This is a genomic window from Pseudomonas sp. PSE1(2024), assembly GCF_050990555.1.
Taxonomy (GTDB): Bacteria; Pseudomonadota; Gammaproteobacteria; order Pseudomonadales; family Pseudomonadaceae; genus Aquipseudomonas; species Aquipseudomonas aphyarum.
In genome coordinates this window covers 3,943,808-3,970,803 of sequence record NZ_CP158967.1, presented here as the reverse complement: position 1 = coordinate 3,970,803, position 26,996 = coordinate 3,943,808, and the positions used below count along the sequence as shown (strand labels likewise).

29 protein-coding genes are annotated in these 26,996 nt (G+C 59.1%); 12 read left to right on the top strand and 17 right to left on the bottom strand.

Features of this window, described 5'->3' with window-relative positions; translation table 11 throughout:
- Positions 1-5 precede the first annotated feature (5 nt).
- Positions 6-944, top strand: coding sequence for a hypothetical protein (locus ABTV87_RS17895; protein WP_085602646.1), 939 nt, complete (start codon positions 6-8; stop codon positions 942-944).
- A 165-nt stretch (positions 945-1,109) separates the two neighbouring features.
- Here the strand turns inward: ABTV87_RS17895 and ABTV87_RS17890 are convergent, their stop codons facing one another.
- Both ABTV87_RS17890 and uppS read right to left on the bottom strand, forming a co-directional pair.
- The gene (locus tag ABTV87_RS17890; RefSeq protein ID WP_433898043.1) at positions 1,110-2,132 is read right to left on the bottom strand and encodes a terpene synthase family protein; all 1,023 of its coding nucleotides are present in this window, start codon (positions 2,130-2,132) and stop codon (positions 1,110-1,112) included.
- Positions 2,133-2,180: 48 nt separating this feature from the next.
- Positions 2,181-2,933 carry a polyprenyl diphosphate synthase gene (gene uppS / locus ABTV87_RS17885; protein ID WP_170929399.1) on the bottom strand — a complete coding sequence of 251 codons (753 nt, stop codon included), beginning with the start codon at positions 2,931-2,933 and terminating at the stop codon, positions 2,181-2,183.
- Positions 2,934-3,243: 310 nt separating this feature from the next.
- Between uppS and ABTV87_RS17880 the strand changes: the two genes are divergently transcribed.
- The 4 genes from ABTV87_RS17880 (at position 3,244) to hcnC (ending at position 7,002) form a co-directional block, all read left to right on the top strand.
- Entirely contained in the window at positions 3,244-3,783 is a 540-nt protein-coding gene (locus tag ABTV87_RS17880; RefSeq protein WP_085602650.1) for a hypothetical protein, read from the top strand.
- A gap of 246 nt (positions 3,784-4,029) precedes the next feature.
- Positions 4,030-4,344, top strand: a complete 315-nt coding sequence (gene hcnA / locus ABTV87_RS17875) for a (2Fe-2S)-binding protein (protein ID WP_207983171.1) — start codon at positions 4,030-4,032, stop codon at positions 4,342-4,344.
- Complete coding sequence (hcnB, locus tag ABTV87_RS17870) at positions 4,341-5,750, top strand: cyanide-forming glycine dehydrogenase subunit HcnB (RefSeq protein WP_085602652.1); 1,410 nt, start codon at positions 4,341-4,343, stop codon at positions 5,748-5,750. The genes hcnA and hcnB overlap by 4 nt, the downstream gene beginning before the upstream one ends.
- Positions 5,743-7,002 carry a cyanide-forming glycine dehydrogenase subunit HcnC gene (hcnC, locus tag ABTV87_RS17865; protein WP_085602653.1) on the top strand — a complete coding sequence of 420 codons (1,260 nt, stop codon included), beginning with the start codon at positions 5,743-5,745 and terminating at the stop codon, positions 7,000-7,002. The genes hcnB and hcnC overlap by 8 nt, the downstream gene beginning before the upstream one ends.
- A 154-nt stretch (positions 7,003-7,156) precedes the next feature.
- On the opposite strand, the gene ABTV87_RS17860 is transcribed toward hcnC, so the two are convergent.
- Entirely contained in the window at positions 7,157-8,965 is a 1,809-nt protein-coding gene (locus tag ABTV87_RS17860) for a monovalent cation:proton antiporter-2 (CPA2) family protein (RefSeq protein WP_179694481.1), read from the bottom strand.
- Between the two features lie 164 nt (positions 8,966-9,129).
- Here ABTV87_RS17860 and ABTV87_RS17855 point away from each other — a divergent pair, with 164 nt between their 5' ends.
- Positions 9,130-10,044: a LysR family transcriptional regulator gene (locus ABTV87_RS17855; RefSeq protein ID WP_039767273.1), complete on the top strand. Its 915-nt coding sequence runs from the start codon at positions 9,130-9,132 to the stop codon at positions 10,042-10,044.
- On the opposite strand, the gene ABTV87_RS17850 is transcribed toward ABTV87_RS17855, so the two are convergent.
- From ABTV87_RS17850 to ABTV87_RS17830, 5 genes are all read right to left on the bottom strand, one after another.
- Positions 10,034-10,804 (bottom strand): substrate-binding domain-containing protein, encoded by a 771-nt coding sequence (locus tag ABTV87_RS17850; RefSeq protein WP_085602657.1) that lies wholly within the window; start codon positions 10,802-10,804, stop codon positions 10,034-10,036. The genes ABTV87_RS17855 and ABTV87_RS17850 overlap by 11 nt on opposite strands.
- Before the next feature lie 10 nt (positions 10,805-10,814).
- The gene (locus ABTV87_RS17845) at positions 10,815-12,107 is read right to left on the bottom strand and encodes an MFS transporter (protein WP_064380585.1); all 1,293 of its coding nucleotides are present in this window, start codon (positions 12,105-12,107) and stop codon (positions 10,815-10,817) included.
- 143 nt (positions 12,108-12,250) lie between these two features.
- Positions 12,251-13,312, bottom strand: coding sequence for a M48 family metallopeptidase (locus ABTV87_RS17840; RefSeq protein WP_433898042.1), 1,062 nt, complete (start codon positions 13,310-13,312; stop codon positions 12,251-12,253).
- A 238-nt stretch (positions 13,313-13,550) separates the two neighbouring features.
- Complete coding sequence (locus ABTV87_RS17835; protein ID WP_433898041.1) at positions 13,551-14,387, bottom strand: M48 family metalloprotease; 837 nt, start codon at positions 14,385-14,387, stop codon at positions 13,551-13,553.
- Between the two features lie 24 nt (positions 14,388-14,411).
- Positions 14,412-15,008 (bottom strand): LemA family protein, encoded by a 597-nt coding sequence (locus tag ABTV87_RS17830; protein ID WP_039767265.1) that lies wholly within the window; start codon positions 15,006-15,008, stop codon positions 14,412-14,414.
- Positions 15,009-15,212: 204 nt separating this feature from the next.
- On the opposite strand from ABTV87_RS17830, the gene ABTV87_RS17825 reads away from it, so the two are divergent.
- Positions 15,213-15,521 (top strand): RcnB family protein, encoded by a 309-nt coding sequence (locus ABTV87_RS17825; protein ID WP_064597595.1) that lies wholly within the window; start codon positions 15,213-15,215, stop codon positions 15,519-15,521.
- Between the two features lie 100 nt (positions 15,522-15,621).
- Entirely contained in the window at positions 15,622-16,086 is a 465-nt protein-coding gene (locus ABTV87_RS17820; RefSeq protein WP_221533742.1) for a hypothetical protein, read from the top strand.
- A gap of 3 nt (positions 16,087-16,089) precedes the next feature.
- Here the strand turns inward: ABTV87_RS17820 and ABTV87_RS17815 are convergent, their stop codons facing one another.
- Positions 16,090-17,166: a sensor domain-containing diguanylate cyclase gene (locus ABTV87_RS17815; RefSeq protein WP_258711965.1), complete on the bottom strand. Its 1,077-nt coding sequence runs from the start codon at positions 17,164-17,166 to the stop codon at positions 16,090-16,092.
- Between the two features lie 160 nt (positions 17,167-17,326).
- On the opposite strand from ABTV87_RS17815, the gene ABTV87_RS17810 reads away from it, so the two are divergent.
- Positions 17,327-17,665, top strand: a complete 339-nt coding sequence (locus ABTV87_RS17810; RefSeq protein ID WP_007952931.1) for an FKBP-type peptidyl-prolyl cis-trans isomerase — start codon at positions 17,327-17,329, stop codon at positions 17,663-17,665.
- Positions 17,666-17,737: 72 nt separating this feature from the next.
- Here the strand turns inward: ABTV87_RS17810 and ABTV87_RS17805 are convergent, their stop codons facing one another.
- The 6 genes from ABTV87_RS17805 to ABTV87_RS17780 form a co-directional block, all read right to left on the bottom strand.
- Positions 17,738-18,028, bottom strand: a complete 291-nt coding sequence (locus ABTV87_RS17805) for a hypothetical protein (RefSeq protein WP_256578410.1) — start codon at positions 18,026-18,028, stop codon at positions 17,738-17,740.
- Positions 18,029-18,071: 43 nt separating this feature from the next.
- On the bottom strand, positions 18,072-18,311 hold the full coding sequence (locus ABTV87_RS17800; protein WP_085602667.1) for a pyocin S6 family toxin immunity protein: 240 nt from the start codon (positions 18,309-18,311) through the stop codon (positions 18,072-18,074).
- Positions 18,312-18,326: 15 nt separating this feature from the next.
- The gene (locus tag ABTV87_RS17795; RefSeq protein ID WP_127798599.1) at positions 18,327-19,550 is read right to left on the bottom strand and encodes a colicin E3/pyocin S6 family cytotoxin; all 1,224 of its coding nucleotides are present in this window, start codon (positions 19,548-19,550) and stop codon (positions 18,327-18,329) included.
- A 209-nt stretch (positions 19,551-19,759) separates the two neighbouring features.
- The gene (locus ABTV87_RS17790) at positions 19,760-20,041 is read right to left on the bottom strand and encodes a hypothetical protein (protein WP_127798597.1); all 282 of its coding nucleotides are present in this window, start codon (positions 20,039-20,041) and stop codon (positions 19,760-19,762) included.
- Positions 20,042-20,050: 9 nt separating this feature from the next.
- Positions 20,051-20,422, bottom strand: a complete 372-nt coding sequence (locus ABTV87_RS17785) for a DUF6124 family protein (protein ID WP_433898040.1) — start codon at positions 20,420-20,422, stop codon at positions 20,051-20,053.
- A gap of 435 nt (positions 20,423-20,857) precedes the next feature.
- Positions 20,858-21,958, bottom strand: coding sequence for a cytochrome P450 (locus tag ABTV87_RS17780; protein WP_433898039.1), 1,101 nt, complete (start codon positions 21,956-21,958; stop codon positions 20,858-20,860).
- Between the two features lie 79 nt (positions 21,959-22,037).
- Between ABTV87_RS17780 and ABTV87_RS17775 the strand changes: the two genes are divergently transcribed.
- On the top strand, positions 22,038-22,799 hold the full coding sequence (locus ABTV87_RS17775; protein ID WP_433898038.1) for an ArsR/SmtB family transcription factor: 762 nt from the start codon (positions 22,038-22,040) through the stop codon (positions 22,797-22,799).
- On the opposite strand, the gene ABTV87_RS17770 is transcribed toward ABTV87_RS17775, so the two are convergent.
- Complete coding sequence (locus ABTV87_RS17770; protein ID WP_433898037.1) at positions 22,796-23,539, bottom strand: SDR family NAD(P)-dependent oxidoreductase; 744 nt, start codon at positions 23,537-23,539, stop codon at positions 22,796-22,798. The two genes, ABTV87_RS17775 and ABTV87_RS17770, sit on opposite strands and share 4 nt — an antisense overlap.
- 262 nt (positions 23,540-23,801) lie before the next feature.
- On the opposite strand from ABTV87_RS17770, the gene ABTV87_RS17765 reads away from it, so the two are divergent.
- Together ABTV87_RS17765 and ABTV87_RS17760 are read left to right on the top strand one after the other, a co-directional pair.
- Positions 23,802-25,022, top strand: coding sequence for a putative DNA modification/repair radical SAM protein (locus tag ABTV87_RS17765; RefSeq protein ID WP_085602681.1), 1,221 nt, complete (start codon positions 23,802-23,804; stop codon positions 25,020-25,022).
- Positions 25,019-25,858: a TIGR03915 family putative DNA repair protein gene (locus tag ABTV87_RS17760; RefSeq protein WP_433898036.1), complete on the top strand. Its 840-nt coding sequence runs from the start codon at positions 25,019-25,021 to the stop codon at positions 25,856-25,858. Before ABTV87_RS17765 ends, ABTV87_RS17760 begins: the two co-directional genes overlap by 4 nt.
- A 52-nt stretch (positions 25,859-25,910) precedes the next feature.
- Here ABTV87_RS17760 and ABTV87_RS17755 read toward each other — a convergent pair whose 3' ends face one another.
- The gene (locus tag ABTV87_RS17755) at positions 25,911-26,930 is read right to left on the bottom strand and encodes a branched-chain amino acid aminotransferase (RefSeq protein WP_085602685.1); all 1,020 of its coding nucleotides are present in this window, start codon (positions 26,928-26,930) and stop codon (positions 25,911-25,913) included.
- Positions 26,931-26,996 lie beyond the last annotated feature (66 nt).

The following is a 26,996-nucleotide window of genomic DNA, read 5'->3' as shown; positions in this document are numbered from 1 at the left end:
CAACAATGAATAGATCCTCTGATGGGTTTTATCCTGCCTACGAAGGAGAGTCGAGCAACGTCTCGGGCGTGTCCTGGGGCGCGATCTTCGCAGGGGCTGCCGCTGCAGCGGCACTTTCGCTGATTCTGGTGCTGTTGGGATTCGGTCTGGGCTTCTCCGCCGTTTCACCGTGGGCCGGGGAAGGCGTCAGCGCCAAGGGCCTGGGCATTTCAACGATCATCTGGCTGGCCGCCACACAAATCATCGCCTCGGGACTGGGTGGCTACATCGCCGGTCGCCTGCGGGTGAAATGGGCCAACATGCACGGTGACGAGGTGTACTTCCGCGACACCGCCCATGGCTTCCTCGCCTGGTGCGTGGCGACATTGGTGACCGCGACGCTGGTGGTTGGCTCGGTCAGCAGCATCGTCAGCGGTGGTGTACAGGCCGGTGCAAGCGTTGCCGGTGGCGCAGCCAGTGCGATGACACAAGCAGCCGGCACTGCAGCGGCCAACACTGACAGCGATCAGTACGGCTACTTCGTCGACAGCCTGTTCCGCGACGATCGTCCCGCCGCCGTCAGCGATGACGCCGCCCGTGGCACCGTGACCCGAATCTTCGCCCAGAGCCTGGCGAACGGTCAGCTCAGCGCCGAAGACCGCACCTACCTCGCCCAACTCGTGGCCCAGCGTACCAACCTGACCCAGGCCGACGCCGAACGTCGGGTCGATGAAATCTACGCCCGCACCCAGAAGGCAATCGCCGACGCCAAGGTTAAAGCGCAACAAGCCGCCGACACCGCCGCCAAAGTCGCTGCCCTGACCTCGCTGTGGATGTTCATCGCGCTGCTGGCCGGTGCGTTCTTCGCCAGCCTCTCGGCCACCTTCGGCGGTCGCCGCCGGGATGCGGTCGAGTACGTCGAAGTCGAAACCTACACCACGACCACGCTGCCGCCAGTCCGTTAATCAAGGAGAACCACCATGCGCTCACTACTGCTGTTTTTCCTCGGTGTTCCAATCCCGATCATCATCCTGATCGCCCTGTTCGTGCACTGATTCCTTGAGGCACATGCCTTGGCCGCTTCCACCTTCGGGTTGAAGCGGCTTTTTCGTCGAGCATGGGCGGACGATCTAACCAACGTTAGCGTAGTGCTTTGAGAGGGCATACCGAGGAGAGTTGAGTGCCCAATCGTAATGCCCTCTCAACTCTGAGCGCATGGCATTAAGAAAATGAAGACATTGCAGGCTTGCATGCTGGCTGCAAGTTTGTTCCAGGTGTAAAAATTCCGCCATCAGTTTGTTATGGCTATCAGCTGCGAAGTTTATGGCGTCCTGTGCATCAAGTCCTTTGTGGAAAATTAGAGTGGCAGGGTAGTTGAGAGATAATGTATGAGGCTCGTCCCGTTCCTTTGGAAAAGAAAAAATGTCATTGCAATACGCCGTCAAACTGGTAGTTATTGCAATCAGTTTGCGAATTTCTTTGCTTTGGTATTCTTCAGAAGGTACTTCGCGTTGCATTGCTACGTCTTGAAGTGCAAGTCCAAGGGGTGTGGCTGTCGTAAATTTTCTTCCACTAAGATATTCGTTCGGTGTTGGGAGTTTATTTGCCTGGTGCCACCCGGCCTCCCATATAAGACCGAGGAAATAGTAGCTGGCTGCTTCAGCGCAGCGCATATATTGAGTGGCTGAGCAAAAATTTTCTAAACGCTCCCATAGATCAGCAGTTGCGTCTCCCAAAGTATTCAAAAGCGCTATTTGATCCGATGGGTAAATCGAAAAATCGAAAGTTTTTCTGTCGAATGTTCTTGGTGCGTCCATTATTTCACGCAGCCAAAGCTTAACGCGGCAAAGCTCTGCAGGTTGTTTTCCGAGAAAACCACAGTCAGCAATGATGTCGTCGATAACGAAAAGCCATCCGAATACATAGGTTATGAGTTGCAATCCATCAGCTGTGGCGTTGGGATATTCTCTCGCGGCAAATTCACCGAAGCGACCATGGTGAACGGCAAATGCAAGTTTTTCATTTTCTAGTAATTTGTGCAGGGACAACCACTCGATCATTTGTGTATCGACTAATTCTGCTGACGGATGTTTTTCGGATGGGAAAGGATAATTCAGGAAAGGGAAATCAAGATGGTTTTTTGTCGAGAACATAACGCGCGGCCCCTTGAAGTTATCATTGTCGATGGATAATTTTTATAGTTAATAACCAATACGACGCTGCCGTATTGCGAAACTTTGCAGTGCTAGATCAAAATCCTCACGGCTGAAGTCTGGCCAGTAAGCAGAGCAAAAGTGCAGTTCGCTATATGCGCATTGCCACAGCATAAAGTCGGAAAGACGTTGCTCTCCTGAAGTTCTAATTACCAAATCCGGATCGGGATTTGCTGCGCTGTATAAGTTATTTTTTATTTCATCGATTGAGATTTTATAGTTCGGCGTCCTTGGCGAGTTTTTATGAATGCGTGTAGCCAGTATTTCTTGAAGTGCGTGAATGATTTCCAGTTTTCCGCTATATGCCACGCCTATGTTGACGCGAGTTCCACTGATTGTTCGGGTGCTTGATTCCGCATCAGAGATGATCTTGATCAATTTTTCTGGAAGAACACTTTTCTCGCCAAAAAAAGTCAAACGCCATTTGCGGCTGTCGACGAGTTGCTCAATCACTTCGGCGATGGTTGTCAGTAGATCCTCAACTTCGGAAGGTTCACGTTTCAAATTGTCTTTAGAGAGAGGCCATAATGTAACCAGGGGAATGGAGTTTTCTTCACACCATGAAAGCAGCCTGTGTACTGCCTCACCTCCTTTGCGATAACCCTCTCGCGTGGACACTCCATTCGCTCGTGCCCAGCGTCTGTTTCCGTCGAGAATGACTGCCAGATGCTGAAGCCGCTGATTGGTTGAGTTGAGAGAAAGATTCAAAATTTCTGAAGGCTTTTGGCTCGCAGTATTCATCATCGATCGTCCTTGATTTCTGTCTTGTCCAGGTGGGACGAGGAGGTTAGGCGCCACTCAGGATGCGGGCTTTTCAAAAAGTGCATAACTGTAAGAAATACCAATCTTTTATATCGTTATTGACTAAAGAAGACGTGATTTGAACCTTTTTTGATGGATGTCGTGATGTCTTGGTCAGCTGTTACGAATCGCGGGGATAACAAATTATCCCGCGTGCATCTGAGGTTTTTGCTTTCTGGTAGGTAAGCGGCGATTATCTCGCGGCAGAAGTGGGATGGCCGTTTCTGTCTTTTATTTAAGGATGAAGACGTTGGACAAGAAGGAAATCAAACGCCAGCTGGATGAGATGCTCGATGCAGGACGATCGAAAAACGAAACCTTCAAGGCGTTTTCCGGTGGAGCGGTCAAGGATCGGGTCCTGGCTTACTGGATCGGTTCGCGAATTGACCCTCAGCTGCGCCGGCAGCATGCGCGCAAGGTCACGATCCTGATCGTCCTGACCTGTATTCAGGCACTGCTCGGCGCGCTCGCCGGTTTTTTCATGGGGCTGGACATCGGTGTCGGATTTGCCCTGGTATTCACGCTGATCGCCGCCGGTATTCCGCTGCTGTTTGCCTGGGGCTTCTATAAATATTCCGCTCAGGCTTACACCATTTACGTGATCCTCACGCTCAGTCAGATTTCTCGCCTGTTCAAAGGCTATTCCGAGGATCCGGTATCCACCCTGATCGGTGCAGGCCTGACCTTGGCGATGGTGTTTTTTGTGGCGTGGCTGAAAACCAAACTGTTCCCCGATCTTGGTTTCATCGGGTCGAAAAAGATCAAGGGCCAGTTCGTCTTCTCCAACTGATCGGCGGCAGAACCGCACAGTCATTTCCATGGCCTGGATCAATATTCGTCGGCGCAATATCCCCTACCGTGAAATTTCCAGGCCCTTGCCGCTGGATCGACTACATTGCTCGCGCGCACTTTGCTGCGCGAGCGGAACCAACCTGCCGGCCCGATAGAGAGCGATAACCCCCACGAGCCGGCGAGGTGTAGTGCAGCAAGGAGCTGTTTCAACCTCACCTGAACCTTTTCACGGATGATCATCGCAATGCACTGCCTAGAAAGAACCTTCGATATCCAGCCTTTGGCGCAGGCGGATATGACTGTCCACATCAACGGCCAGCCGGTCACCGCCGCCATCGGCGAAACCGTGCTCAGCGTCATTCAGTCCCTCGGCGTGCGCCAGGTCGCGCGCAACGATCACAACCAGGTCAGCGGTGCCTATTGCGGCATGGGCGTGTGCCAGTGCTGCCTGGTGAAAATCAACGGCCGGCACAAGCGCCGCGCCTGCCAGACCGTGGTGCGCGAGGGCATGCTGATCGAAACCCAGGTCAACCGTATTCACGGGCAGGAGGTGGTATGAGCCTGCATCCGGTGATCGTCGGCGGTGGCCCGGCGGGAATGGCCGCGGCCATCGAACTGGCCCTGCACGGGGTGCGCTGCACCTTGCTCGAAGAGGCCTCGCGTTTGGGTGGAGTGGTCTATCGCGGGCCGCTGCGTGACGGTGTGCAGCTGGATTATCTGGGGCCGCGCTATTCCGAGGCGTTGGGCAAACTGCACGGTGATTTTCAGGAGCAATCCGGGCTGATCGACGTGCGCCTCAACCACCGCGTGGTCGGCGCCGAAGGCACGCGCTCGCTGGTGGTGCTGGACGGTGACGAGCGTCTGCACGAAATCGAATACCCGCAGCTGCTGCTGGCCGCCGGTTGCCACGAACGCAGCGTACCGTTTCCCGGCTGGACCTTGCCCGGCGTGATCATGCTTGGCGGCCTGCAATTGCAGATCAAAAGTGGCGTGGTCAAACCGCAGGGCCCGGTGGTGATCGCCGGTACCGGGCCGTTGTTGCCGCTGGTGGCGACCCAGTTGCATGCGTCGGGCGTGAGTGTGGCCGGGGTCTACGAGGCCTGCGCATTCGGCAAGATCGCCAAGGAAAGCCTGGCACTGCTGAACAAGCCGCAGCTGTTCCTCGATGGCTTGAGCATGCTCGCCTACCTGAAACTGCACGGCATCCCGATGAACTACGGCTGGGGCGTAGTCGAAGCGCACGGCGAAGGCGAATTGAAAAGCGTCAGCGTGGCGCCGTACTCGGCGACGTGGGAGCCGGACATGAGCCGCGTCGAACGCTTCGAAGCAAAGACCCTCGCGGTCGGTTACGGCTTCATTCCGCGCACGCAACTGAGTCAGCAGATGGGCCTGGATCACGGCTTCAGCGACGACGGTTACCTGCGCGCCAACGCCAACATCTGGCAGCAAAGCAGCGAGCCCCACGTGCATCTGGCCGGTGACATGGGCGGGATTCGCGGCGGCGAAGCGGCGATGCTCGCCGGCAAGATCGCTGCCACTTCGATCCTGCTGCAACGCGGCGTGCTGGAAGAAGAGCTGGCGCGCGTCCGTCGCGACCGTTATCTGGGCAAACTCAAAGCCATCGTACGATTCCGCGCGGCGGTGGATCGCTACACCGAACGCGGCGTCGGACAGACCGCATTGCCGGCTGCCGACACGGTGATCTGCCGCTGCGAACACGCGACCCGCGCCGACATCGACCGCGCGCTGGAGCAGGGCGTGCAAGACATCGCCAGCCTGAAAATGCGCACCCGCGTAAGCATGGGCGACTGTCAGGGACGGATGTGCGTCGGCTATTGCAGCGACCGCTTGCGTCAGGCCACCGGGCGCAAGGATGTCGGCTGGCTGCGGCCACGTTTCCCGATTGATCCGATTCCTTTTTCCGCGTTCCAGTCCCTCGGCACGGAGGCCGTTTCCCATGAGTAAGTTCTATGACGTGGTCATCGCCGGCGGCGGTGTGATCGGCGCGTCCATCGCCTATCAACTGTCCAAGCGCAAAGGCCTCAAGGTCGCGCTGATCGACGCCAAGCGCCCGGGCAACGCGACCCGCGCCTCGGCCGGTGGTCTATGGGCGATTGGCGAGTCGGTGGGCCTCGGTTGCGGGGTGATTTTCTTCCGCATGATGTCGGCCAATCGCAAGCGCGAAACTCAGGGCGCGGCGGTGGCGGTGGACTCCAGCACGCCGCACATCCTTCCGCCGTCGTTCTTCGATTTTGCCTTGCAGTCCAACGCGCTGTACCCGGCGTTACACCGCGAGCTGCGCGACAACCACGGGATGGATTTCAAGTTCGAAAAGACCGGGCTCAAATTCGTGATTTACGACGATGAAGACCGGTTGTACGCCGAGCATATCGTCGGCTGCATTCCGCACCTGGCCGATCAGGTTCGCTGGCTCGATCAGGCTGCATTGCGCGAGTCCGAGCCGAGCGTCAGTCATGAGGCTCGCGGGGCGCTGGAGTTTCTCTGCGACCATCAGGTCAGCCCGTTCCGCCTGGCCGACGCCTACGCCGAAGGCGCCCGGCAAAACGGCGTGGACATGTACGTCAACACCAACATCACCGGCGTGCTGCATCACGGTATGCGGGTGACTGGCGTACAGACGGCCGAAGCCGGGGTGTTTCACTGCAAGACCCTGATCAACGCCGCTGGCGCATGGGCGGCGGATTTGAGCGAGTGGGCCACGGGCATTCGCATTCCGGTGAAACCGGTGAAAGGCCAGATCCTGCTGACCGAGCGTCTGCCGAAAATCCTCAACGGTTGCCTGACCACCAGCGATTGCTACATGGCTCAGAAGGACAACGGCGAGATCCTGATCGGCAGTACCACCGAGGACAAGGGCTTCGACGTCACCACCACCTGGCCGGAAATCGCCGGGCTGGTGCAGGGCGCGGTGCGTTGTTTGCCGGAACTGGCGGACATCAACCTCAAACGCACCTGGGCCGGGCTGCGGCCGGGCTCGCCGGACGAGTTGCCGATTCTCGGGCCGATGGCCGGGGTGGAGGGTTATCTCAACGCCTGCGGGCATTTCCGCACTGGTGTGCTTACGTCGGCGATTACCGGGGTGTTGCTGGACAAACTGGTCAACGATGAACCGCTGCCGCTGGACATCACGCCGTTTCTGGCGGACCGGTTTGAAGTGGCGCCCGTGCAGGAAGAGCGGGCGCTGGAGATGGCCTGACTTGTGATCGTTCCCACGCTCCGCGTGGGAATGCCTCAAGGGACGCTCCGCGTTCCAGCTCTGGAAGGGACGCGGAGCGTCCCGGGCTGCATTCCCACGCAGAGCGTGGGAACGATCAGGGTCAGGCGGTCGGGCGCGCGCAGTGTGCGGGAACTCAGGACTTGCCCGATTGCTCTTCCAGTTGATCCGACTCGAACAACCGGGCCAGTTCCGCCCGGGCTTCCTGAGCGGTCTGCAGCACTTTGGCCGCGTCGTCGTACACCGCGTGTTGAGCCTCGAGCACCTGTTCGTCATGGTGCTTGAAGCGCTTGATCCGCGCATCGGCCTGGGCCTGGGTCAGACCGAGGCCAACCAGCGTGCGGCGGCTCATTTCCAGACTTGAGTAATAGGTCTCCCGGATCGGATCGGCGCCGACATCCACCAACCGATGAACATGCTGCCGGTTACGCGCCCGGGCGATGATCTTCATGTGCGGGTAGAGCTTGCGCACGATCTCGGCGGTCTTGATGTTGGTCTCCGGGTCGTCCGTGGCAATCACGAAATATTCCGCCTCGCCGACCTTGGCCGCGCTGAGGATTTCCGGGCGCATCGGGTCACCGTAGAACACCGGCACGCCACCAAAACTGCGCGACAGTTCGATGGTTTCCACCGAGGTGTCCAGCGCGACGAACTTGATGTTCTGCGCCCGCAGGATCCGCGCCACGATCTGGCCCATCCGGCCCATGCCGGCGATCACCACCCGTGGAGTTTCGGTTTCGATCTGGCGGAATTTCTCCGGTACTTCCACCGGCTGCACCTTCGGGCTGACCAACCGTGCGCAGATCAGCAGCAACAACGGCGTGACCGCCATCGACAGGGTGATGGTCAGCACCAGCAAGTCATACAGACGCGGTTCGAACAGACCCTGATCGCGGCCGATCTTGAACACCACGAACGCAAATTCACCGCCCGCCGCCAGCACGATGCCGAGGCGAATTGCACTGACCTTGTTCAATCCACCGGCCAGACGCCCGACCACAAACAGCAACGGCAACTTCAGTGCGATCAGCAATAGCGTCAGACCCAGCACCGTGATCGGCGCACTGAGCAGCAGACTGAGGTTGGCGCCCATGCCGACGCTGATGAAAAACAGCCCCAGCAGCAGGCCTTTGAAGGGTTCGATTTGCGCTTCCAGTTCATGGCGATATTCCGAATCCGCCAGCAGCAGGCCGGCGAGAAATGCGCCCAGCGCCATTGAAACGCCGACCATATCCATCAGCCACGCGGTGCCGATTACCACCAGCAACGCGGTGGCGGTGGACACTTCCGGCAGACCGGTTTTCGCCACTACGCGGAACACCGGGCGCAACAGATAACGTCCGCCGATCACCACCACGGCGATGCTGCCCAGCACCTGCAAACTGTGGCGCACATCGTCGGCGGTGCTGGTGTGGTGATCGACGCCCGCGAGCATCGGCACCAGCGCGATCAGCGGAATCGCGGCGATGTCCTGGAACAGCAGAATCGCAAACGCCAGGCGACCGTGGGGGCTGGTCAGCTCTTTGCGCTCCGCGAGGCTTTGCAGGCCGAAAGCGGTGGACGACAGGGCCAAGCCCAGGCCCAAGACAATCGCGCTGTTCAACGGCTGGCCGAACACCGACAACGCCAGCACGCCAATCACCGAACCGGTCAGCAGCACCTGCGCCAGACCCACGCCGAACACCGATTTGCGCATCACCCACAACCGTCGCGGCGACAGCTCAAGGCCGATGATGAACAACAGCAGCACCACGCCCAGTTCCGAGATATGGCTGACGCTTTGCGGATTGCCGATCAGGCCCAGCACCGACGGGCCGATGATGACCCCGGCAAACAGATAACCGAGCACCGCGCCCAGTTGCAGGCGCTTGGCCAAGGGAACGGTGAGCACGGCGGCCAGGAGAAAGACGACGGCGGCTTGCAACAGATTGCCTTCATGGGGCATGAGCGGAACTCCAGTAACGCGGTACGGCGGGGGGCGACAAGGATAAAGGCTGAAATGATTGCAGATCTACCGCACAGCCTGCTTGAGCAGATGTGCTTCTGTAATAATTTGCATCAATTGGTTACATTTATAGCCTCAGCGAATCAATTCCTCCCGAGTCTTCCATGGCCATCAACTTCGACCTCAACGACCTGCAAGCCTTTCGCGCCGTGGTCGAGCAGGGCAGTTTCCGCAAGGCCGCCGACACCGTGCGCCTGTCGCAACCGGCCCTGAGCCGGCGCATCGAAAAGCTCGAAGACGCCCTCGGCGTGAAGCTGTTCGAACGCACAACGCGCAAGGTCAGCCTGACCCAGGCCGGACGCGGTTTCATGCCCAGCGTCGAACGCTTGCTCGACGATCTGGACGTCGCGTTGCTCGGCATCAGTGAAGTCGCCTCTAATCGGCAGGGCCACGTAACCGTCGCTTGCGTGCCGTCGGCGGCGTATTACTTCATGCCGAGCGTAGTCGCCCGTTATCACCAGCAGTTCCCGCGAATCAAAGTCAAAGTCCTCGATTCCAGCGCCCACGACGTGCTGAGCGCGGTGGTCAATGGCGAGGCGGATTTCGGCCTGAGTTTCATGGGCACCCAAGAGGCGGGCGTGGATTTCGAGCCGTTGGTGCAGGAGAGTTACGTGGTCGCGTGTCGCCGCGATCATCCGCTGGCCGGGCGCAGCAGCGTGACCTGGGACGAGTTCTACCGGCAGGATTACATCTCGCTCGACAAGACTTCGGGCAACCGTTTTCTGCTGGATCAGGCCTTGGCCAAAGTGGTGCCGCAGCGCCCGAGCATCTGCGAGACGCGGCATGTGACGACCATGATCGGTCTGGTGGAAGCGGGGTTGGGCGTGGCGGCGGTGCCGCTGATGGCGATGCCGGCGGCGGATCATCCGATTCTGACGCGGGTGCCGCTGACCGAGCCGCAAGTGATGCGCAGCGTCGGCATCATCAAACGCCGGGGTCGTACGCTGACCCCGGCGGCACTGGAACTGGAGCGGCTGGTGGTGGAAATGAAGGTCCAGCCGCCGACGGTCAGCGCTTGACCGAATCCAGCCCGGTGGCCTGTACGTCAGGCTGGGCGGCGGGTGCGGCGAGGTATGCGAGCAACGCCTTGGCTTCCTGCGGGTGCTGCGCACCTACCGGAATCCCCGCTGCAAATCGTGTCACCGACTGCACCGATTCAGGAATCTTTGCCACAAAACTCACACCCGGCACCGGCAGCAATTCGCTGACCTGCTGAAAACCCAGTTGATAGTCGCCAGTGGCGACCACCGAGCCCACCGGGATTTTCGGGATCATCTTCGCCTTGGGTTTCAGCTGATCTTCGATGCCGAGTTTCTTGAACAGTTGCTGCTCGATGTACACGCCACTGGCGCTGTCGGAGTAGGCTACCGATTTCGCATCAAGCAGGGTTTTCTTAAGGTTGTCGACGTTGCTGATGTCCGGTTTCGGCGCGCCTTCGCGCACCACCAGGCCAATTCGCGAATCCGCCAGTTCCACCCGCGACGCCGGATCGACCTTGCCTTGCTTGATCAGATCATCGAGGGCGTAGCCGACCATGATCACCACGTCGGCCTTTTCACCACGGGCGAGGCGATTGGGGATTGCCTCCGGCGCCTTGCCCATCGACGGGCCGAGTTGGGTGTCCAGCGTGTTGCCGGTGGCGGCGGCGAATTTCGGCCCGAGGATCTTGTAGGCGGCAGTGAAGCCTCCGGAGGTCATGACTCGCAGTTCTTCGGCCTGGGCCGCAACGTTGAACGCAAGACCGGCGAGCAGGGCTGTAACGGTAAACAGTTTTTTCATGGTGATGTTCTCAGGCAGTAACAGGTTGCAGACGACCGCCGGCCCGGCGATACAGATAAAGCGTCGCGCCCAGTGCGCAGAGCGCGCCGATGCTCATCCAGTAACCCGGTGCGGCTTTGTCGCCGGTGTACTGGATCAGGAAGGTCGACATCGCCGGGGTGAAGCCGCCGAACACCGCCGTCGCCAGGCTATAGGCCAGCGAGAAACCCGCCACCCGCACTTCCACCGGCATGATCTCGGTCAGCGCCGGAATCATCGCGCCGTTGTACAGGCCGTAGATAAACGACAGCCACAACAGCGACAGCAGCATGTGGCTGAAGCTAGGCGCCTGCACCAGGTACGACAGCGCCGGATACGTGGTGGCCAGGGCCAGCAACGCCATGGCGATCAGCACCGGACGGCGGCCGACGCGATCGGACAATGCGCCGCCAATCGGCAGCCAGAAGAAGTTGGAAACACCCACCAGCAGCGTCACCAGCAACGCATCCGATGTGCTCAGGTGCAGCACGGTTTTGCCGAAGGTCGGTGCGTACACGGTGATCAGGTAGAACGCAGTGGTAGTCAGGGCAACCATCAGCATCCCGCCCAGCACCACGCCCCAGTTCTGACCGAGGGTGCGGAACACTTCCTTCATGCTTGGACGATGTTTGCGAGCAGCAAACTCTTCGGTTTCCGCGAGATTGCGCCGCAGAAAGAAGATGAACGGCACGATCATGCAGCCGACGAAAAACGGAATCCGCCAGCCCCAATCGGCGACCGCTTCCGGCGCCATCCATTGGTTCAAACCGTAACCGAGCGCTGCTGCGACGACGATGGCCACCTGCTGACTGGCCGACTGCCAGGCGGTGAAAAAGCCTTTGCGACCGGGCGTGGCGATCTCCGAGAGATACACCGAAACCCCGCCCAGTTCGGCACCGGCGGAGAAGCCTTGCAGCAGCCGCCCGATCAACACCAACGCCGGGGCGAACAGGCCAATGGTTTCGTATCCGGGCACCAGCACAATCAAGATCGTGCCGCTGGCCATGATCGACAGGGTGACGATCAAACCTTTGCGCCGACCGACGTCATCGATGTAAGCGCCGAGCACGATAGCCCCCAGCGGACGCATCAAAAAGCCTGCGCCGAACACCGCAAAGGTCATCATCAGGGACGCGAACTCACTGCTCGCCGGAAAGAACACCGCCGCGATCTGCGTGGCGTAGAAACCGAACAGAAAGAAGTCGAACTGTTCGAGGAAGTTACCCGAGGTCACCCGGAAAATGGCGCCGGCTCGCGAGCCGCCGTGTGGGATTGAGGCTGTCATAGAAAAGTACTCCACCGCTTTTATGACGTGCGCGACGGGGAGGCGGCGCACGGTTCTTATTGGGGCGGATAGTGGCGCGCAGGGATCGATTTGTTAATTGCATTGTTGGCATGGATTGATGTGCTATGCAGATCAATGGCGTGCTATGGCAGCTGTTTCGGCGGCGCTGCCTGTACGGTTCTGGCGATCATCGAGTCTTGCGCTGGTGCGGCGATGCTCACAAAAATCCCGTCCCAGTCAGGGTCTATCCTGCGAATGCGTTCACGCAGATCCGGATGACCCGAGAGCAGAAGAGAGCTGGAAGTGCCAGGGCCGAAAAACAGGTGGCTGAACTCGGCGGCGCGGGCAGCCTTGAGGGTCGAGCCCATTTTGTACCCGCCGATTTTCTTCAGTGCTCCGGCGATACTGTCGGGGTTGCGGGTGTATTGCACGGCGGTCGCATCGGCCAGGAATTCGCGTTGCCGGCTGACCGCAGCCTTGATCAGGTTGCCGAAGAACGTCCCGGAGAATCCGACAATGCACAGCGCGGTGCCAAACATGCTGACCAGAATGGTCGGCTGCTTACGATTGGCAGATGAGTGTGGCGTGTCCTCAAGACCGCGCAAGAGATGGTTTCCCGCCAGCCCGATCACCATGATCCCGTGGACGACCGCGACCAGTTGAGTGTTCAGGCGCATGTCGCCGTTATAGATATGGCTGAATTCGTGGGCGATCACGCCTTGCAGTTCATCGCGTGACAAAAGGCTTATCGCACCTTGAGTGACGCCGATCACTGCATCCTGAGGGGTGAAACCGGCGGCAAATGCATTGATGCCCTGATCCGGCAACAGGTACACGCAAGGAACGGCGGTGCCAGAGGCCAAGGCCATTTCCTCCACCACGTTGACCAGGCGGCGCTCTTCCAGAGTCCGCGCGTCATGGTTGATCAGACGACCACCCAAACGGCGCGCGACCACTTTTCCGCCCCCTGTCAGTTCGACGTATTTGACCAGCCCGCCGAGCAACACAACAGCCGTTACCAGCGCTGCAATGATCGCGAAAAACTGCCAGTTTTCCGCCAGATCCTCGAGCGTTTTGCCGTACGAGATCGGCAGAATCAGGAGCATGAAGGACACGAGAATCAAGCCGAGTACGGCGAGAAACATCAAGATCACGAGCTGCACCGAGCGACGTTTGGCCCGGCACTGTTGTTCAAAGAAATTCATCTGACCATCCGTGGACGTGGAGGCTGAATCAATCCGCGGTTGCCGCCATCTGATCTGGCACCGGTTTGCCCGCTGCGGCAGCCGTCGTAAAACTCCCGTCCCACTGTGGATCGATCCGACGAATCCGCACGCTCAGATCAGGGTGGGTCGCAAACATCCGGCTCAGCCAACCTGATCCGCCTGTGCTGAAGAACAAATGACTGAATTCGGCGGCACGGGGGGAGTTGATGATGGAGCCTTATTTATGGGCGCCGATTTTTTTCAGGGCGCCGACAATGCTTTGCGGATTGCGCGTGTATTGCACCGCGCTCGCATCGGCGAGGAATTCACGCTGGCGACTGACAGCCGCCTTGATCAAATTCCCATAGAGATTTCCGATAAATCCGGCCACGCACAGTGCGAAACCGAGCGCAAAAACCACCAGCATCAACCGCGCGTCGCGTTTGTCGCGCTTGAGCAGGCTGGCCATTATGTAAGTGCCAGCCAGCCCCAGCACCAACAGGCCGTGCACCACCGCTACTAACTGCGTATTGAGGCGCATGTCACCGTTGAAAATGTGGCTGAATTCGTGGGCGATCACCCCTTGCAGTTCTTCTCGGGTCAGTAGTTTCACTGCGCCACGGGTCACACCAATGGCCGCGTCCTCCGGTGTAAATCCGGCCGCGAAGGCATTGATGCTTTCGTCGGGTAACAGATACACCGCCGGCATGCAGGTGCCGGAGGCAATCGCCATTTCTTCGACGACGTTCATCAACCGCTGCTCGTCCAGGGTTCGCACATTGCCATTGAGCAGGCGGCCACCCAGTTTTTCCGCGACGACCTTGCCGCCCGCGCGCAGCTGCCGATATTTCAGCAGACCGCCAATCACCACGACGCTGCTGATGAACGATGCGATAACGGCCATTGCCAGAAACGCGTCCGCCAGCGTGCCAGTCCCGCTCAGGTAATCCTCAAAACCATTGAAGACGAAGGGCAGGCTGGTCATCCCGATCAGCATGACAATCGCCAGAATCATCATGCACACCAGCCGTTGCGTCTGGTTTCGGGCCTGGGTTTGTCGTTCGAAAAAGTTCATCGGGCCATCCATGGAGAGAAGAAGTCAGAAAGAAACGTTGGGCGCGGTCTTGATGGCCAGCGTATCGGCAAACTTCAACGGAACCGCATCCTCGCGATGGCCAAAACTGGCCGCCAGCAGCACCGCCGGAAAGCTCTGCTTGAGCGTGTTGTAGGCCATCACCGCGTCGTTGAACGCCTGCCGCGCGAAGCTCACCTTGTTTTCGGTGCTGCTCAGCTCTTCGCTCAGTTGTTGCATGTTCTGCGAAGCCTTGAGTTCCGGATAAGCCTCCAACGTCAGGTTCAAGCGACCCACCGCGCTGCTGAGTGCGCTGTCCGCCAGCCCCAATTGCGCGATGTTCTGGGCGCTGCCCGGTTTCGCCTGTGCAGCCTCAAGTCCGGCCACGGCGGCATTGCGCGCGGCGATCACCGCTTCAAGGGTTTCGCGCTCATGGGCCAGATAACCCTTGGCGATGCTGACCAGATTGGGGATCAGGTCATAACGGCGTTTGAGCTGCACTTCGACCTGGGCAAATGCGTTCTTGATCTCGTTGCGCCGGGCAACAAGTTTGTTGAAAAGACTGACAGCGTAGAGCCCCAGAAGCGCCAGCAACACCAGATTGACGATGAGATAGATTTTCACGGTGATGTCCTTGTTCACTCTGTGGGGGCGCGCGATCTTATCGCAAATGGATGCCGTTGACTGTATTCGCCCGGTGGCGGACGAGCCCGGATCGCGTTCCGGGGCGCGACTACAATCTCCGGTTCAGCATCATCAAAAAACAAGGAATGATTCCAGAACCCCGCAGTCGGAGTTCAGGTATCACAAATCTCAGGAGGTTCACCGATGAACAACAAGACCCTAATCGCCAGCCTGGCCCTCGTCGCCGGCATCGCCGGGATCAGCCCCCTCGTTCAAGCGGCGCAAACCTCGAACGACACCGTCGAACAATCACCGACCGGCAACCGCGAACTGAACGTCAACGACCGCGCCCCGGATATCTACCAGCGCAGCGAAAAAGCCATCAAAAACTGGAAACAGAAAGGCCTCAAGCAGCCGGAACCGCAGGCGCAGTGGGTGCAGATCAATGACAAATACGTGATGGTGATGATCACCAACGGGACTATTGTGGCGATTCAGCCGGTGGAGCGCTGACCTCAAGCAACAATTGGCCATGGACGGTTGATTGCATTCGAGCGCCGTTCCGGTAAAACGCGAGGGGCGTTTCGAGTGACTGGATGTCAGGAGCAATTCGTTGGACAAGAAACCCCTTTATCGCAAAGAAAACACCACCGCCCATAACGTTTGGCGCAATAACCCGGGCGGGCATTACCGGCATCAGCGAAACACCAAGGCTGAAATCCATAGCGAGGCTACACGCGGTTCGATGCATGGCATCAAGCATCATGGCTACGATTACACGCCGTTGTTTCGCTTTCTGTTGTCGCGTGTCGGCGGTGATTGGGACGAGATTTTCAGTGAAGCCGTGTCGCGGCTGGATCGGCAGGAACCCGTGTTCTGGATGGTCGCTCTGCATGAACATGAGCGAAGGGATGTGGTGGGGGTGGGTGAGTCCAGTATCTACAGCGGGTTATACGTCGATGAGAACAAGCGCCTGCAAATCGTCAATCCCGCCCTCAAAGCCGAAGACATGACGCCCAGTTGCCAGTGCTGCACGCATACCTTCAATGGCGTTGTATTCGGTACGCCCGAGCGCTGAAATTCAATCAGCCCGGCCATGACTGAGCGTCTGCCCGCCGCCCAATCGATACTGATTATTCCCGCTGCGCTTGGCCTCATACATCGCCAGATCCGCAATGTGCAGCAAGCGGTCCATGGTCGGTGCGTGGTCGGGGAAGACGGCGACGCCGAGGCTGGTGCCGATGTGGCGTTGTTCGTTGCCGATGGGGATTGGCGGGGACAGTTCGATGAAGATTTTCTGGCAGATGCTGCGCGCTTCGTCCTGCAGGTTCAGGCCGGGGGCGAGGCCTTGCAGGATGACCACGAATTCGTCGCCGCCGATCCGTGCGACGGTGTCGCTGACCCGCAGGATGCGTTTCAGGCGCGTGGCGGTGGTGATCAGAACGCGGTCGCCGGCGGCGTGACCGTAGCGGTCGTTGATCGCCTTGAAGCCGTTGAGATCGATAAATACCAGCGCCACCCGCGTTTCGGTCACGCGGGCATGTTCGAGTGCTTCCGATAGCCGTTCTTCCAGCACCAGCCGATTCGGCAGGCCGGTCAGCGGGTCGAAATGAGCGAGGTGCTGGAGGTAGCTGGCCGAGGCCTTTTCTTCGGTGATGTCGCGCACCACGCCCATCATCTTGATCACCGCGTCGTGATCGTTGCGCACCACATTGCCGGTTTCCCGCAGCCAGCGAATCGTGCCGTCGGGCCAGACCACGCGGTATTCCTCATCGTGGTTTTCACCGGTCTCCAGGCAACGCAATTCCCCGGCGCGCACCCGGGCGCGGTCGTCGGGGTGTACGCAGGAGCAGAACAGTGCGTAGGAGGGTGTCACTTCGCCGATCTTGAACCCGAACATGCCGAAGATCGCGTCCGACCAGTAGAGCCGGTCGGTGTCGACCTCCCAGTCCCAGGTGCCGATCCGGGCGAAATACTGGCTGCGCTTGAAGCGGTCGGCGTCGCCATCCTGCCGGATGTTCTGGCCCTCGGCCGCACGTGTGAGCAGTTCGCGATACTCGGCGAGTTGCTGACGAAGCTCGCGCACTCGGCGGATCAGAACGGCGATCACGACCATCAGCACAACGACAATGGCGAAGCTGATCCAGAGTTGAGTCATTCAAGCGTCGCTGTCATGGCGTATCGATCCGGGAGTGATGGCGTGTCGCTATCTTAATTCACGGCCAATGCCGGAAACAGCGGCAACCTTGGGTCAAACGGTTGCCAATGGCCGGCATTTCTGGGAAAACGGCGGCCAGCGGAACAATAGAGCGAATGTTATGAATGATGAACTGCAGATAATCGATCTTCAGCCCGGTGACGGAAAAGCCGCCGTCAAAGGCGCGTTGATCACCACCCAATACACCGGTTGGCTGGAAGACGGCACCGAATTCGATTCGTCCTGGAGCCGGGGGAAGCCGTTTCAGTGTGTGATCGGCACGGGCCGGGTTATCAAGGGTTGGGATCAAGGGATCATGGGCATGCAGGTGGGCGGCAAGCGCAAGCTGCTGGTGCCGGCGCATCTGGGTTACGGCGAACGGACGATGGGCAAGATTCCGCCGAATTCGAATCTCGTGTTCGAGATTGAGTTGCTGGAGGTTTTGACGCGGGAGGATTGAAGCTCGTGGGGGAGTACGTTGTGATGAGGGGCGTTCCTGATCACAACGTCCTGCATGCAAGGGCCCGATGAATCAGGTAAATGCCTCAATGTCGTCAAGCGTGTCTGCGATCACGCCTTCCAGGGAGGGGAATCTTGTCTTTGCTTCTTCCAGGGCCGCGAAGGCAATGTCTTTGTCCAGTTTGCCGTGCCTTCGAGCAATGTGGCCCAAAGCGGTAATGGCAGATGCGACAAGCGACTCATTGCTGCTGGCGAAATACTTCAGGCAGGTTTGCTGAGCCCAGATTCTGTCTGATTCGTTCAAGCCAATAGAAATCAATCCAGCGACAACATTCCTTTCCACGCCGCTTTTAAGAATCCTCACTGCTTCATCGTGGTTCTGTTGGTTCTTGATAGAAAAGACTCAACTATTCCCGAACCCCGATAAAAAGATCTAGTTCAGTTGGTAGGTGTTCATTAAGGACTGACGCAATTTGCCGGACCTGACCGTCATTCAATATCCATTCTCCGGCCTCGCTTTCTTCCAGGCTTTCCCAACCCAGCAACGCTAAAACCGCAGCTTCTGCCTCAGGCTTCACCGTCAGTTCAAACTTCAAAGAGTCGTCCTCTTCATCACCTTTCAAAAAGCCACTTATCCATAAAAACATTAAAAGCCTCCTGTATTACTTCGGGGTAGATCTCTCGGGGTCTGCGGGATCTATTTGTTCACCGGTTTCGTGGTTGAATTCACCAAGGTGTTTGCCTTGTTTGTTGTAAAGCTCAATAGCGCCAGTCTTGCTATCCCATTCATATATTCGCCCCTTCCGGTCCTTCCAGCGGCTTCGCTTGCCTCCTCCACCCTGAACGCTGCTTTTTGATTTGACTGGTTGGGCATCCGGGAATGCGGGCAGTGTGCGTGGGGGCCTGTGGTATTTGATATCACCGCCCAGTGCTGGCCTGGAGAGCACAACATACAGAGGCTGCACCCCGGAGTCAGCCGGAAACACAAGGATGAAATCCTCGTACTCCGGCGGATAGATCGGGTTGACGATGATTTTGTCTGCTTGCTCAGTCGGCGGATAAATCCAGATAGTCGGAGTTTGTGGGGCACCTTCCAGCGGTGGGATACCCGAGGTGCTGGATGAATCGACGGCAGGCGTCCAGGTCAACGTGACGCCATTGCCAAAGTCAGCCACTTGGCGAGAGCCTTGGGCTGTGAACTGCACAACCGGAATCATTTCCCAGTCAGGGCGCTTTTGAGTGTTGTACCCGTACCCTTTGAGACTGCCATCGGGCTGTTGCTCTACCTGTAGTCGAATACGTGTTCGGCCTTCCTTCAGCGATCTGAGCTGTTCTTCGGTATAGAGTGAACTGTCACCAAGATTGGATGGCCACAAAAGTGCAACCATGCCCGCCAAAGCACCTGCGGCAACACCGCCCGTGATTGCGCCCACACTGGATATGGCGCTTGTGCTGGTGCCAATAGAAGCCGAGCCTCCCAAGAGAAGCGTGCCTATAGCAGACGGTAACTTGGCACCACCTATTCTTTTGAGGGTGATATTTCCCGCCGCGTCTAATTCGCGGCCACCGAGCAAGGTGAATGCTCCAAAGTCAGCCAGTCGTTCGACCGGGATAAACCCTGCGGGGCTTTCATGGTTGATGACGCCGTCGGGGAGGTTGCAGCTCTTGGTAAATACACACCCTAGGGCGCTGTGTTGATTCGGTTGTTGAGACTGCCGAAGAAAGCGATCTTCGTAGGCTTGTTGCCTGGCCTGCATCTCGTCGTACTTTTTTTGTCTGGCGTTCTGCTCTGCCAGTTCGGTAGCAGTCATGTAGCGGGTAGTGATGTGGTGCCCGTCGCCTGAGGGGGGATTTTGTATTCGGGGAATATCTGATTTTCGAGCCATGAGCGTCCTTGTTCCAACTTTTAAAGCGTTGGGAACGCTATCTGAATGAGCATTTGAAAGATGTAGGACGGTTCTGAAGCTCAAACGGTTGTTACAAAATGACGCTCTCGGCAAGATCCGTGGAGCGATTTCTTATGAGTTGTAAACACAAAACCCGCTGCCTCCCTCAACGGAGGCAGCGGGTTTTTTCTTGCCTTATGCCCCAGGTGTTACGCAGCCATCGCCATCTCATCCAGCGTCGCGGCAACCGTGCCGGTCAGGCTTGGAAATCTGCGTTTTACGCTGGTGAGTGCCGGCAGCAGGCGGGTGCGGTCCAGTTCGCCATGGTCTCGGGCGAGTTGGGTGAGGGCGGTGAGTGCGGCGCTGACGATGGATTTCCGTTCGCTCTCGAGCAGTAGCAGACAGGCTTTTTGGGCCCATTGGCTGTCTTTCTCGTTGAGGCCGATGGAGATCAGGGCGGCGACGATGTGTGCATCGGATTTGCTTTCCATGGGTGTTCCTCAGGTCGTGGCATCGAGAGTGTCCAGCGCCCGGTTCACCGCAAGTTCGCCACACATCACCACTTGGGCGATGCCCAGCACGGTGCTGCGGTAGGGCGGGTCCAGCAGTGCGGCGAAGTCGCTGAGCATCACGCTGGCCGAAGTCATCGATTCGCAGGCGTGGGCCAGCAGGGCATGTTGATCCAGGTCGGGGGCGACGTGGAACATGCGGCCGGGGCAGTGTTGTTTCGGGGCGGTGGGTTTCAGGTAGTGATCGAGGGCGCGTTCGGCGGCTTCGTGGAGTTTTTTTGAATCGGTGGAGGAGTAGGGCGAAGTCGGGTCTGATTCGGACGGTAAGTCTGTTTCCGGTGGATTAGGCGTTGGCTTGATCATTTGCTCAGAGTCTCCAGTAATGCTGGCACCCATTTCGCGACTAAACGATTGGGTGGCAGCCATGCGCAGGTTAGTCGACCGGGACTCCAGGCTTTACCGGCGCACCCGAAGGCGCCCTGCGCACAGCTACCATTGAGCGCAGGCGCAAAAGCACCTGACTGAATGACTGCATGCGAAGTTGGAGAACACCGAGCGACTAAACCCGTTCACTGACCATTCAGTGATGCGAATCAAGTTACGGGCAGGCTCCAAACTGCACAAGCCGGCGGATTCTGGCGTAGTTGTAGGCAAAGGCGCAAGGCGATGTAGCCTCTCGGATGAGGGCAAAATGATGCTTCATTTTTCAGTCCGCCATCGCGAGCAAGCTCGCTCTCACAGGGTTGTGCGTTCTCTCAAATTCCCTGTGGGAGCGAGCTTGCTCGCGATGGCAAATGTTCATGCACCGACAATGCTGAACATCGGAATTCTCCCGTTCAGCGAAGGCCGGTAGTGCCACGCGAGTCTTCCCGGATCAATGTCGCGGGCGAGGATTTCGGTGAGCGTGGCGCTGGCGATCGTCATTGCCAGCATCTGCCCGGGACATTGATGCCGACCGCTGCCAAACGTGAAACTGCGGCGATTCGGGCGATCAGGCATGAAGCGATCCGGGTTTTCATTGAGTGCCGGGTCGCGATTGGCCGAAGCCAACAGCACTAGAATCACGTCGCCGGTTTCCAGCCGCACGCCGTCGATTTCACAGCTGTTTGCCACAAATCGGCGGGTGTTCTGTACCGATGGATCGAAGCGTTGGACTTCAGCCAACAACGAATCCACTGACGCGTTGCGTAATTCAGGCTGACGCTGCAACGCCACCAAAGCATTGCCGATAAGCCCGGCGGTGGCCTCGAACGTCTGCGAGCAGAGGCCGATCAGGTTGGCGAGCAGCACGTCCTCATCGCCGACGAATCGCTGTTGGATGTCGGCGAGAAACGGGTTCGGGTCCGCCAGCAACTCAATGAAGTACCCGCGCAATTGCTCCGCCGCCCGATGCGCTGCCGCCAGTTGCAGTTCATTGCTCAGCGGCGACAGGCACGTCGCGAAATCCGCCGTCAGTTCACTGATTACGCGGGCCTGCGCCGGGGTGAATCCGAGCATCGATGCAACCACGCACACCGGGCCGCGAAACATGGCTTTATAGAGGCCGTCGGCATCGTTCGTTATCAGCCGCGCGGACACCAGAGCGCCGACTTCTTCCCGATCAATCAACCCCAGCGGCGGCTCGATAGCCGAACGCGGGCAACGCTGAGCTTCGCTGTCATTCATACGCATCAAAAGGCCAAACACCTTGCCCGCCATGCCATCGACGATGGCTTTGGGCACCGGCTCCTGCACCGGGCGCACCCGGCAATCCGGATGCGCCAGCACTGCGCACACCGCCCGGGCGCTGCTGGCCACCCACAGTTTCAATCCGTGATGAAAGGTCAGCCCGCCCGCCGCGCGCAGTTCGGCGTAGTAGGGATAGGGATCGGCGTGAGTCGCAGCGATGATCGGGTCCATGGATCGCAACCTTGTCGGTGGGGAAAGTGTTGCTACTATCTCCAGTCCTTGAGGGCGATGATTCGTCCGGGAGCGAAATATGCACACAGAACATCAAGACATCGGCGTCTCGCAAGTGGCCGCCGCCATCGCGGAACCGGCGCGGACCAAAATGCTGTGCTCGCTGATGGACGGCCACGCCCGCACCGCCACAGAGCTTGCAACCCTCGCCGACGTCAGCGCCTCGACCGCCAGCGCTCACCTGGCCAAGCTCAAGGACCTGGCGCTGGTGCGCCTGCACGTGCAGGGGCGTCACCGTTATTACAGCCTTGCCGACAAGCGCGTGGCCCAGGCGCTGGAAGCGCTGATGGTGATCGGCCAGAACCCCGCGCCGACCTTCAAACCGCACACGCCGGATCGCCTGCAATTCGCCCGCACCTGCTACGACCATATGGCCGGGACGCTCGCGGTGTTGTTGCATGACCGCCTGCTTGAGGCGGGATGGCTGGTGGAAACCGATGAGCAGGTTTATCGCCTCAGTGACAGCGGCGAGGCGTTTTTTGAGGGGCTGGGCATTGAGGTCAAGGATCTGTCGACGTTGCGTCGACGGTTCGCCTGCCCATGTCTGGACTGGAGCATGCGTCGGCCGCATCTGGGCGGTTCGCTCGGGGCGGCGTTGTTGCAGGCGGCGTTGAAGCGCAAATGGGTGACGCAGGATCTGGACAGTCGCGCGCTGACATTGACGGTGCAAGGGCGCCGAGAATTTGCGTCGCGCTGGGGTCTGGTTTTGCCGGAGTCCGGGCGGGATTCGTCAGGTCGCCAGTTAGCTGATTCCACGCCCGGATCGGTGCATGCGCGTTAGCTCAAGGTGTATCCGCTGTCGACCACCCAATCCTGACCGATGACGCCGCGTGCGCCATTGCCCAGCTGGAAAAGAATGACGTCGGCCACTGCCGCAGGTTCGAGAAACTGCCCGCTCAAAAGACGTTTGTTGACGCCTTGGGCGATGTCCCCGAGCGCTTCGTCACTCAGGCCCAATGTCGACCAGATCGGCGTTGCGGTCGGGCCGGGGGAGACGCAATTGATGCGCACGCCATGAGGGGCCAGCTCGACCGCGAGGGTTCGGGCATGGGCGATCAACGCCGCTTTTGATGCGATGTAGGCGGCCAGCCCCGCGAAACTGATTTGGGCCAGAAAAGTACCGATGAACACCACCGAAGCGCTGTCTGCAAGGTGCGGGCGCAGGGCGGCCAAGGTGTTCAGGGCACCTGCGCCGTTCACCGCCCATTGGCGATCGAACGCCGAGCTGTCGAGCCCGTCGGCGAGTTCTGCGATACCGGCATTGGGCACCACGAAACTCACTGGGCCCAGACTCGCAGCCTGCTCGGCCAAGGAGGCAAGGTCAGAGGCTTGAGTGACATCGCCGGGTTGCCAGACCAGTTGTTGCGGATACCGCTCAAACAGTTCGGCCAGTGCGCCGAGTTTTCGCGACATGGCCAACACGCGTGCGCCTTGATCCAGCAGGCGTTCGGTAGCAGCCAGGCCTATGCCCGAACTGGCACCGGTGATGACGGCAAGCTTGCCCTGAAAAACATGATCCATGTTCGACTCCCGTTTTTGGTCTTCAGCCAAATGGCTACGGGGAGTCAGTCAATTTTCGGGCCATGCCGGACAGCCTTTAATATCAAGGGCTACGCAGGGTTGATAGTCATTATGACGCTTGTGGAATCTAGTCAATCTGACTGCCTTTGAGTCAAATTGACCTGACTGCTGCGGCGCGACATTCCGACGAAGAGCGGCATTGCGCCTTGTGTGAGCCAATCGCTGTCTATACTGTATATGCGAACAGTATCGAGTCCGTGCCATGCAAATCATCGACAAGCTCAGCATCCTCGCCGACGCCGCCAAGTACGACGCCTCCTGCGCCAGCAGTGGCGCGCCCAAGCGCAGCTCCGAGGGCAAGAGCGGGCTGGGTTCGACCGATGGCATGGGCATCTGCCACAGCTACACGCCTGACGGGCGTTGCGTGTCGCTGCTCAAGGTTCTGCTGACCAATTTCTGTCTCTACGACTGCCAATACTGCGTCAACCGCCGCTCCAGCGACGTGCCGCGTGCGCGTTTCACGCCCGAGGAAGTGGTGACGCTGACGCTGGATTTCTACCGGCGCAATTGCGTCAGCGGGTTGTTCCTCAGTTCGGGGATCATCCGTTCGGCGGACTACACCATGGAGCAACTGGTGCGTGTCGCGAAGCTGTTACGCGAGGAGCATGAATTCCGTGGCTACATTCATCTCAAGACCATTCCCGATGCGGATCCTGCGCTGATCGAAGAGGCCGGGCGTTACGCCGACCGCTTGAGCGTCAACATCGAATTGCCCACCGATGCCAGCCTGCAAACCCTGGCGCCGGAGAAGCACATCGGTTCGATCAAGCAGGCGATGAACACCATCTACACCGGTGTGCAGACCGTACTCAATGAACCTCGCGCACCGAAGTTCGCCCCGGCCGGGCAGAGCACGCAGATGATCGTCGGTGCCGATGACACCGACGACAGCACCATCCTGCACAGCGCGCAGGCGCTTTACGGCAACTTCCGACTGCGCCGGGTCTATTACTCGGCCTTCAGCCCGATTCCCGACAGCCCGAAAAGCGTGCCGCTGGCCGCACCACCACTGATGCGCGAGCACCGCTTGTATCAAGCTGATTTCCTGTTGCGCGGTTATGGCTATACCGCCGGTGAGTTGCTCACGGGGCCGGGCAATCTGGCGTTGGACATCGACCCGAAACTGGCCTGGGCGCTGCAGAATCGTGAGGTGTTTCCGCTGGACCTCAATCGCGCTGAACCGGCGCTGATCTCACGTATCCCCGGCATCGGCCTGCGCACCACCGAACGTTTGGTGGAGCTGCGTCGGCAGCGGCGCATTCGCTACGAGGACGTGGCCCGCATGCGCTGTGTGCTGGCCAAGGCCAAGCCGTTCATCATCACCAGCGATTACCACCCGCAGCAGGCCGAGGTCACCAGCCAGATGCTCTATCAGCAGTTGCGCGACCGGCCGATGCCACAGCAGATGGGGCTGTGGGGATGATCAATCTCGATTGCGACGACCTGTTCGACAGCTGGCGCCAACAGGCGCGCTGGCTGCTCAGCCATGAAGTCGATCCGAGTCTGGTGAGCTGGGCGTCGGAAGGGGTGAGTGATCTGTTTGCCAGTGACGTGGCGGTGCCCGAAGGACAGGGGCCGTTTCAGGCGCGGATTCCGCGTGCGTTGCTCGACACCCTGGAACAAGCATCTCGTTACCGGGGCGATCAACGCTGGAGCCTGCTGTATGAAGTGTTGTGGCGAGTCAGCCACGGCGATCGCACCGCAATGATGGCCGGCGACAAACTGGGCAGCGAGTTGCAGCGGCGGATCAAGCAGGTGCAGCGCGAAGCCCATCATCTGCATGCATTCGTGCGTTTCATCGAGCGCCCGGCGGAGCTGCCGGGCCCGCAATACGTGGCGTGGCACGAGCCGGCCCACGACATCCTGCACAGCGCCAGCGAACACTTCATCGGGCGCATGGGTCGGCATCGCTGGCTGATCGCTACGCCCCGCGACGGGGTTTATTACGATGGCGAACAACTGAACCATCAACGGCAGTGCCCGGTGGAATGGCAGCAACTGGCGCAGAACGTCGACGATCCCCACGGTGACTTATGGCTGACGTACTACAGCCACATCTTCAACCCGGCGCGGCTGAACGAGAAAGTCATGCAAGGGCATTTGCCGACGCGGTTCTGGAAGAACCTGCCAGAGGGGGAACTGATTCCCGGATTGATAACCCAGGCGCGAATGGGCAAGCAGCAGAACGGACAGGCGAGCGGGATTGCCGGTCGCGCGGGCAAGCGGATTGCCATGAAGGCCAGCGAGCGAGGCGAATGAAAAAGCCCCCATCGATTTCTCGATGGGGGCTTTTGTGCATCTGGCCGTCAGATCAAACCTTGACGATCCAGCCTGCTGGCGCTTCAACGTCGCCGGTCTGCACGCCGGTCAGCTCTTTGTAGAGCTTCTGGGTCACAGGGCCGACTTCGGTTTCGCTGTGGAACACGTGCAGGTGGTCGTTGTAGCTGATGCCGCCGATCGGGGTGATCACCGCAGCGGTACCGCAAGCACCGGCTTCCTTGAAGTCCGACAGCTTGTCGATGAACACGTCGCCTTCGACCACTTCCAGGCCCAGACGGGACTTGGCCAGTTCGATCAGCGACAGACGGGTGATGCCCGGCAGTACCGATGGCGAGTTCGGGGTCACGAACTTGTTGTCGTGGGTGATCCCGAAGAAGTTGGCCGAACCGACTTCCTCGATCTTCTTGTGGGTCAGCGGATCCAGGTAGATGGCGTCAGCGAAGTGCGCTTTCTTGGCTTGGGAGCCCGGCATCAGGCTGGCGGCGTAGTTGCCACCGACCTTGGCGGCACCGGTGCCTTGTGGCGCGGCGCGGTCGAAGGTGGAGATCTGGAAGTTGTGCGGGGTCAGGCCGCCCTTGAAGTAGGCGCCAACCGGGATCGCGAATACCGAGAAGATGAACTCCGGTGCGGTACGCACGCCGATGTTGTCACCTACGCCGATCACGAACGGGCGCAGGTATAGCGCGCCACCGGTGCCGTAAGGCGGGATGAAGCGCTCGTTGGCGCGAACCACGTCCTTGCACGCTTCGATGAACTGCTCGGTGGACACATGCGGCATCAGCAGGCGGGCGCAGCTGCGTTGCATGCGCGCGGCGTTCTGGTCCGGACGGAACAGGTTGATCGAGCCGTCCTTGCAACGATAGGCCTTCAGGCCCTCGAAGCATTGCTGGCCATAGTGAAGGGCAGTGGAGCCTTCGCTGATGTGCAGCACGTTGTCTTCGGTCAGGGTGCCTTTGTCCCACTCGCCATTGCGAAAGTACGACAGATAGCGTTTGTCGGTCTTGATGTAGTCAAAACCCAGCTTGTCCCAGTTGATGCTTTCGTTACCCATGACACCCTCTATCACTGAACAACCGCCGAAGCGGTTCAAGGCTTCTGACGTTTTTTTGGATGGGCA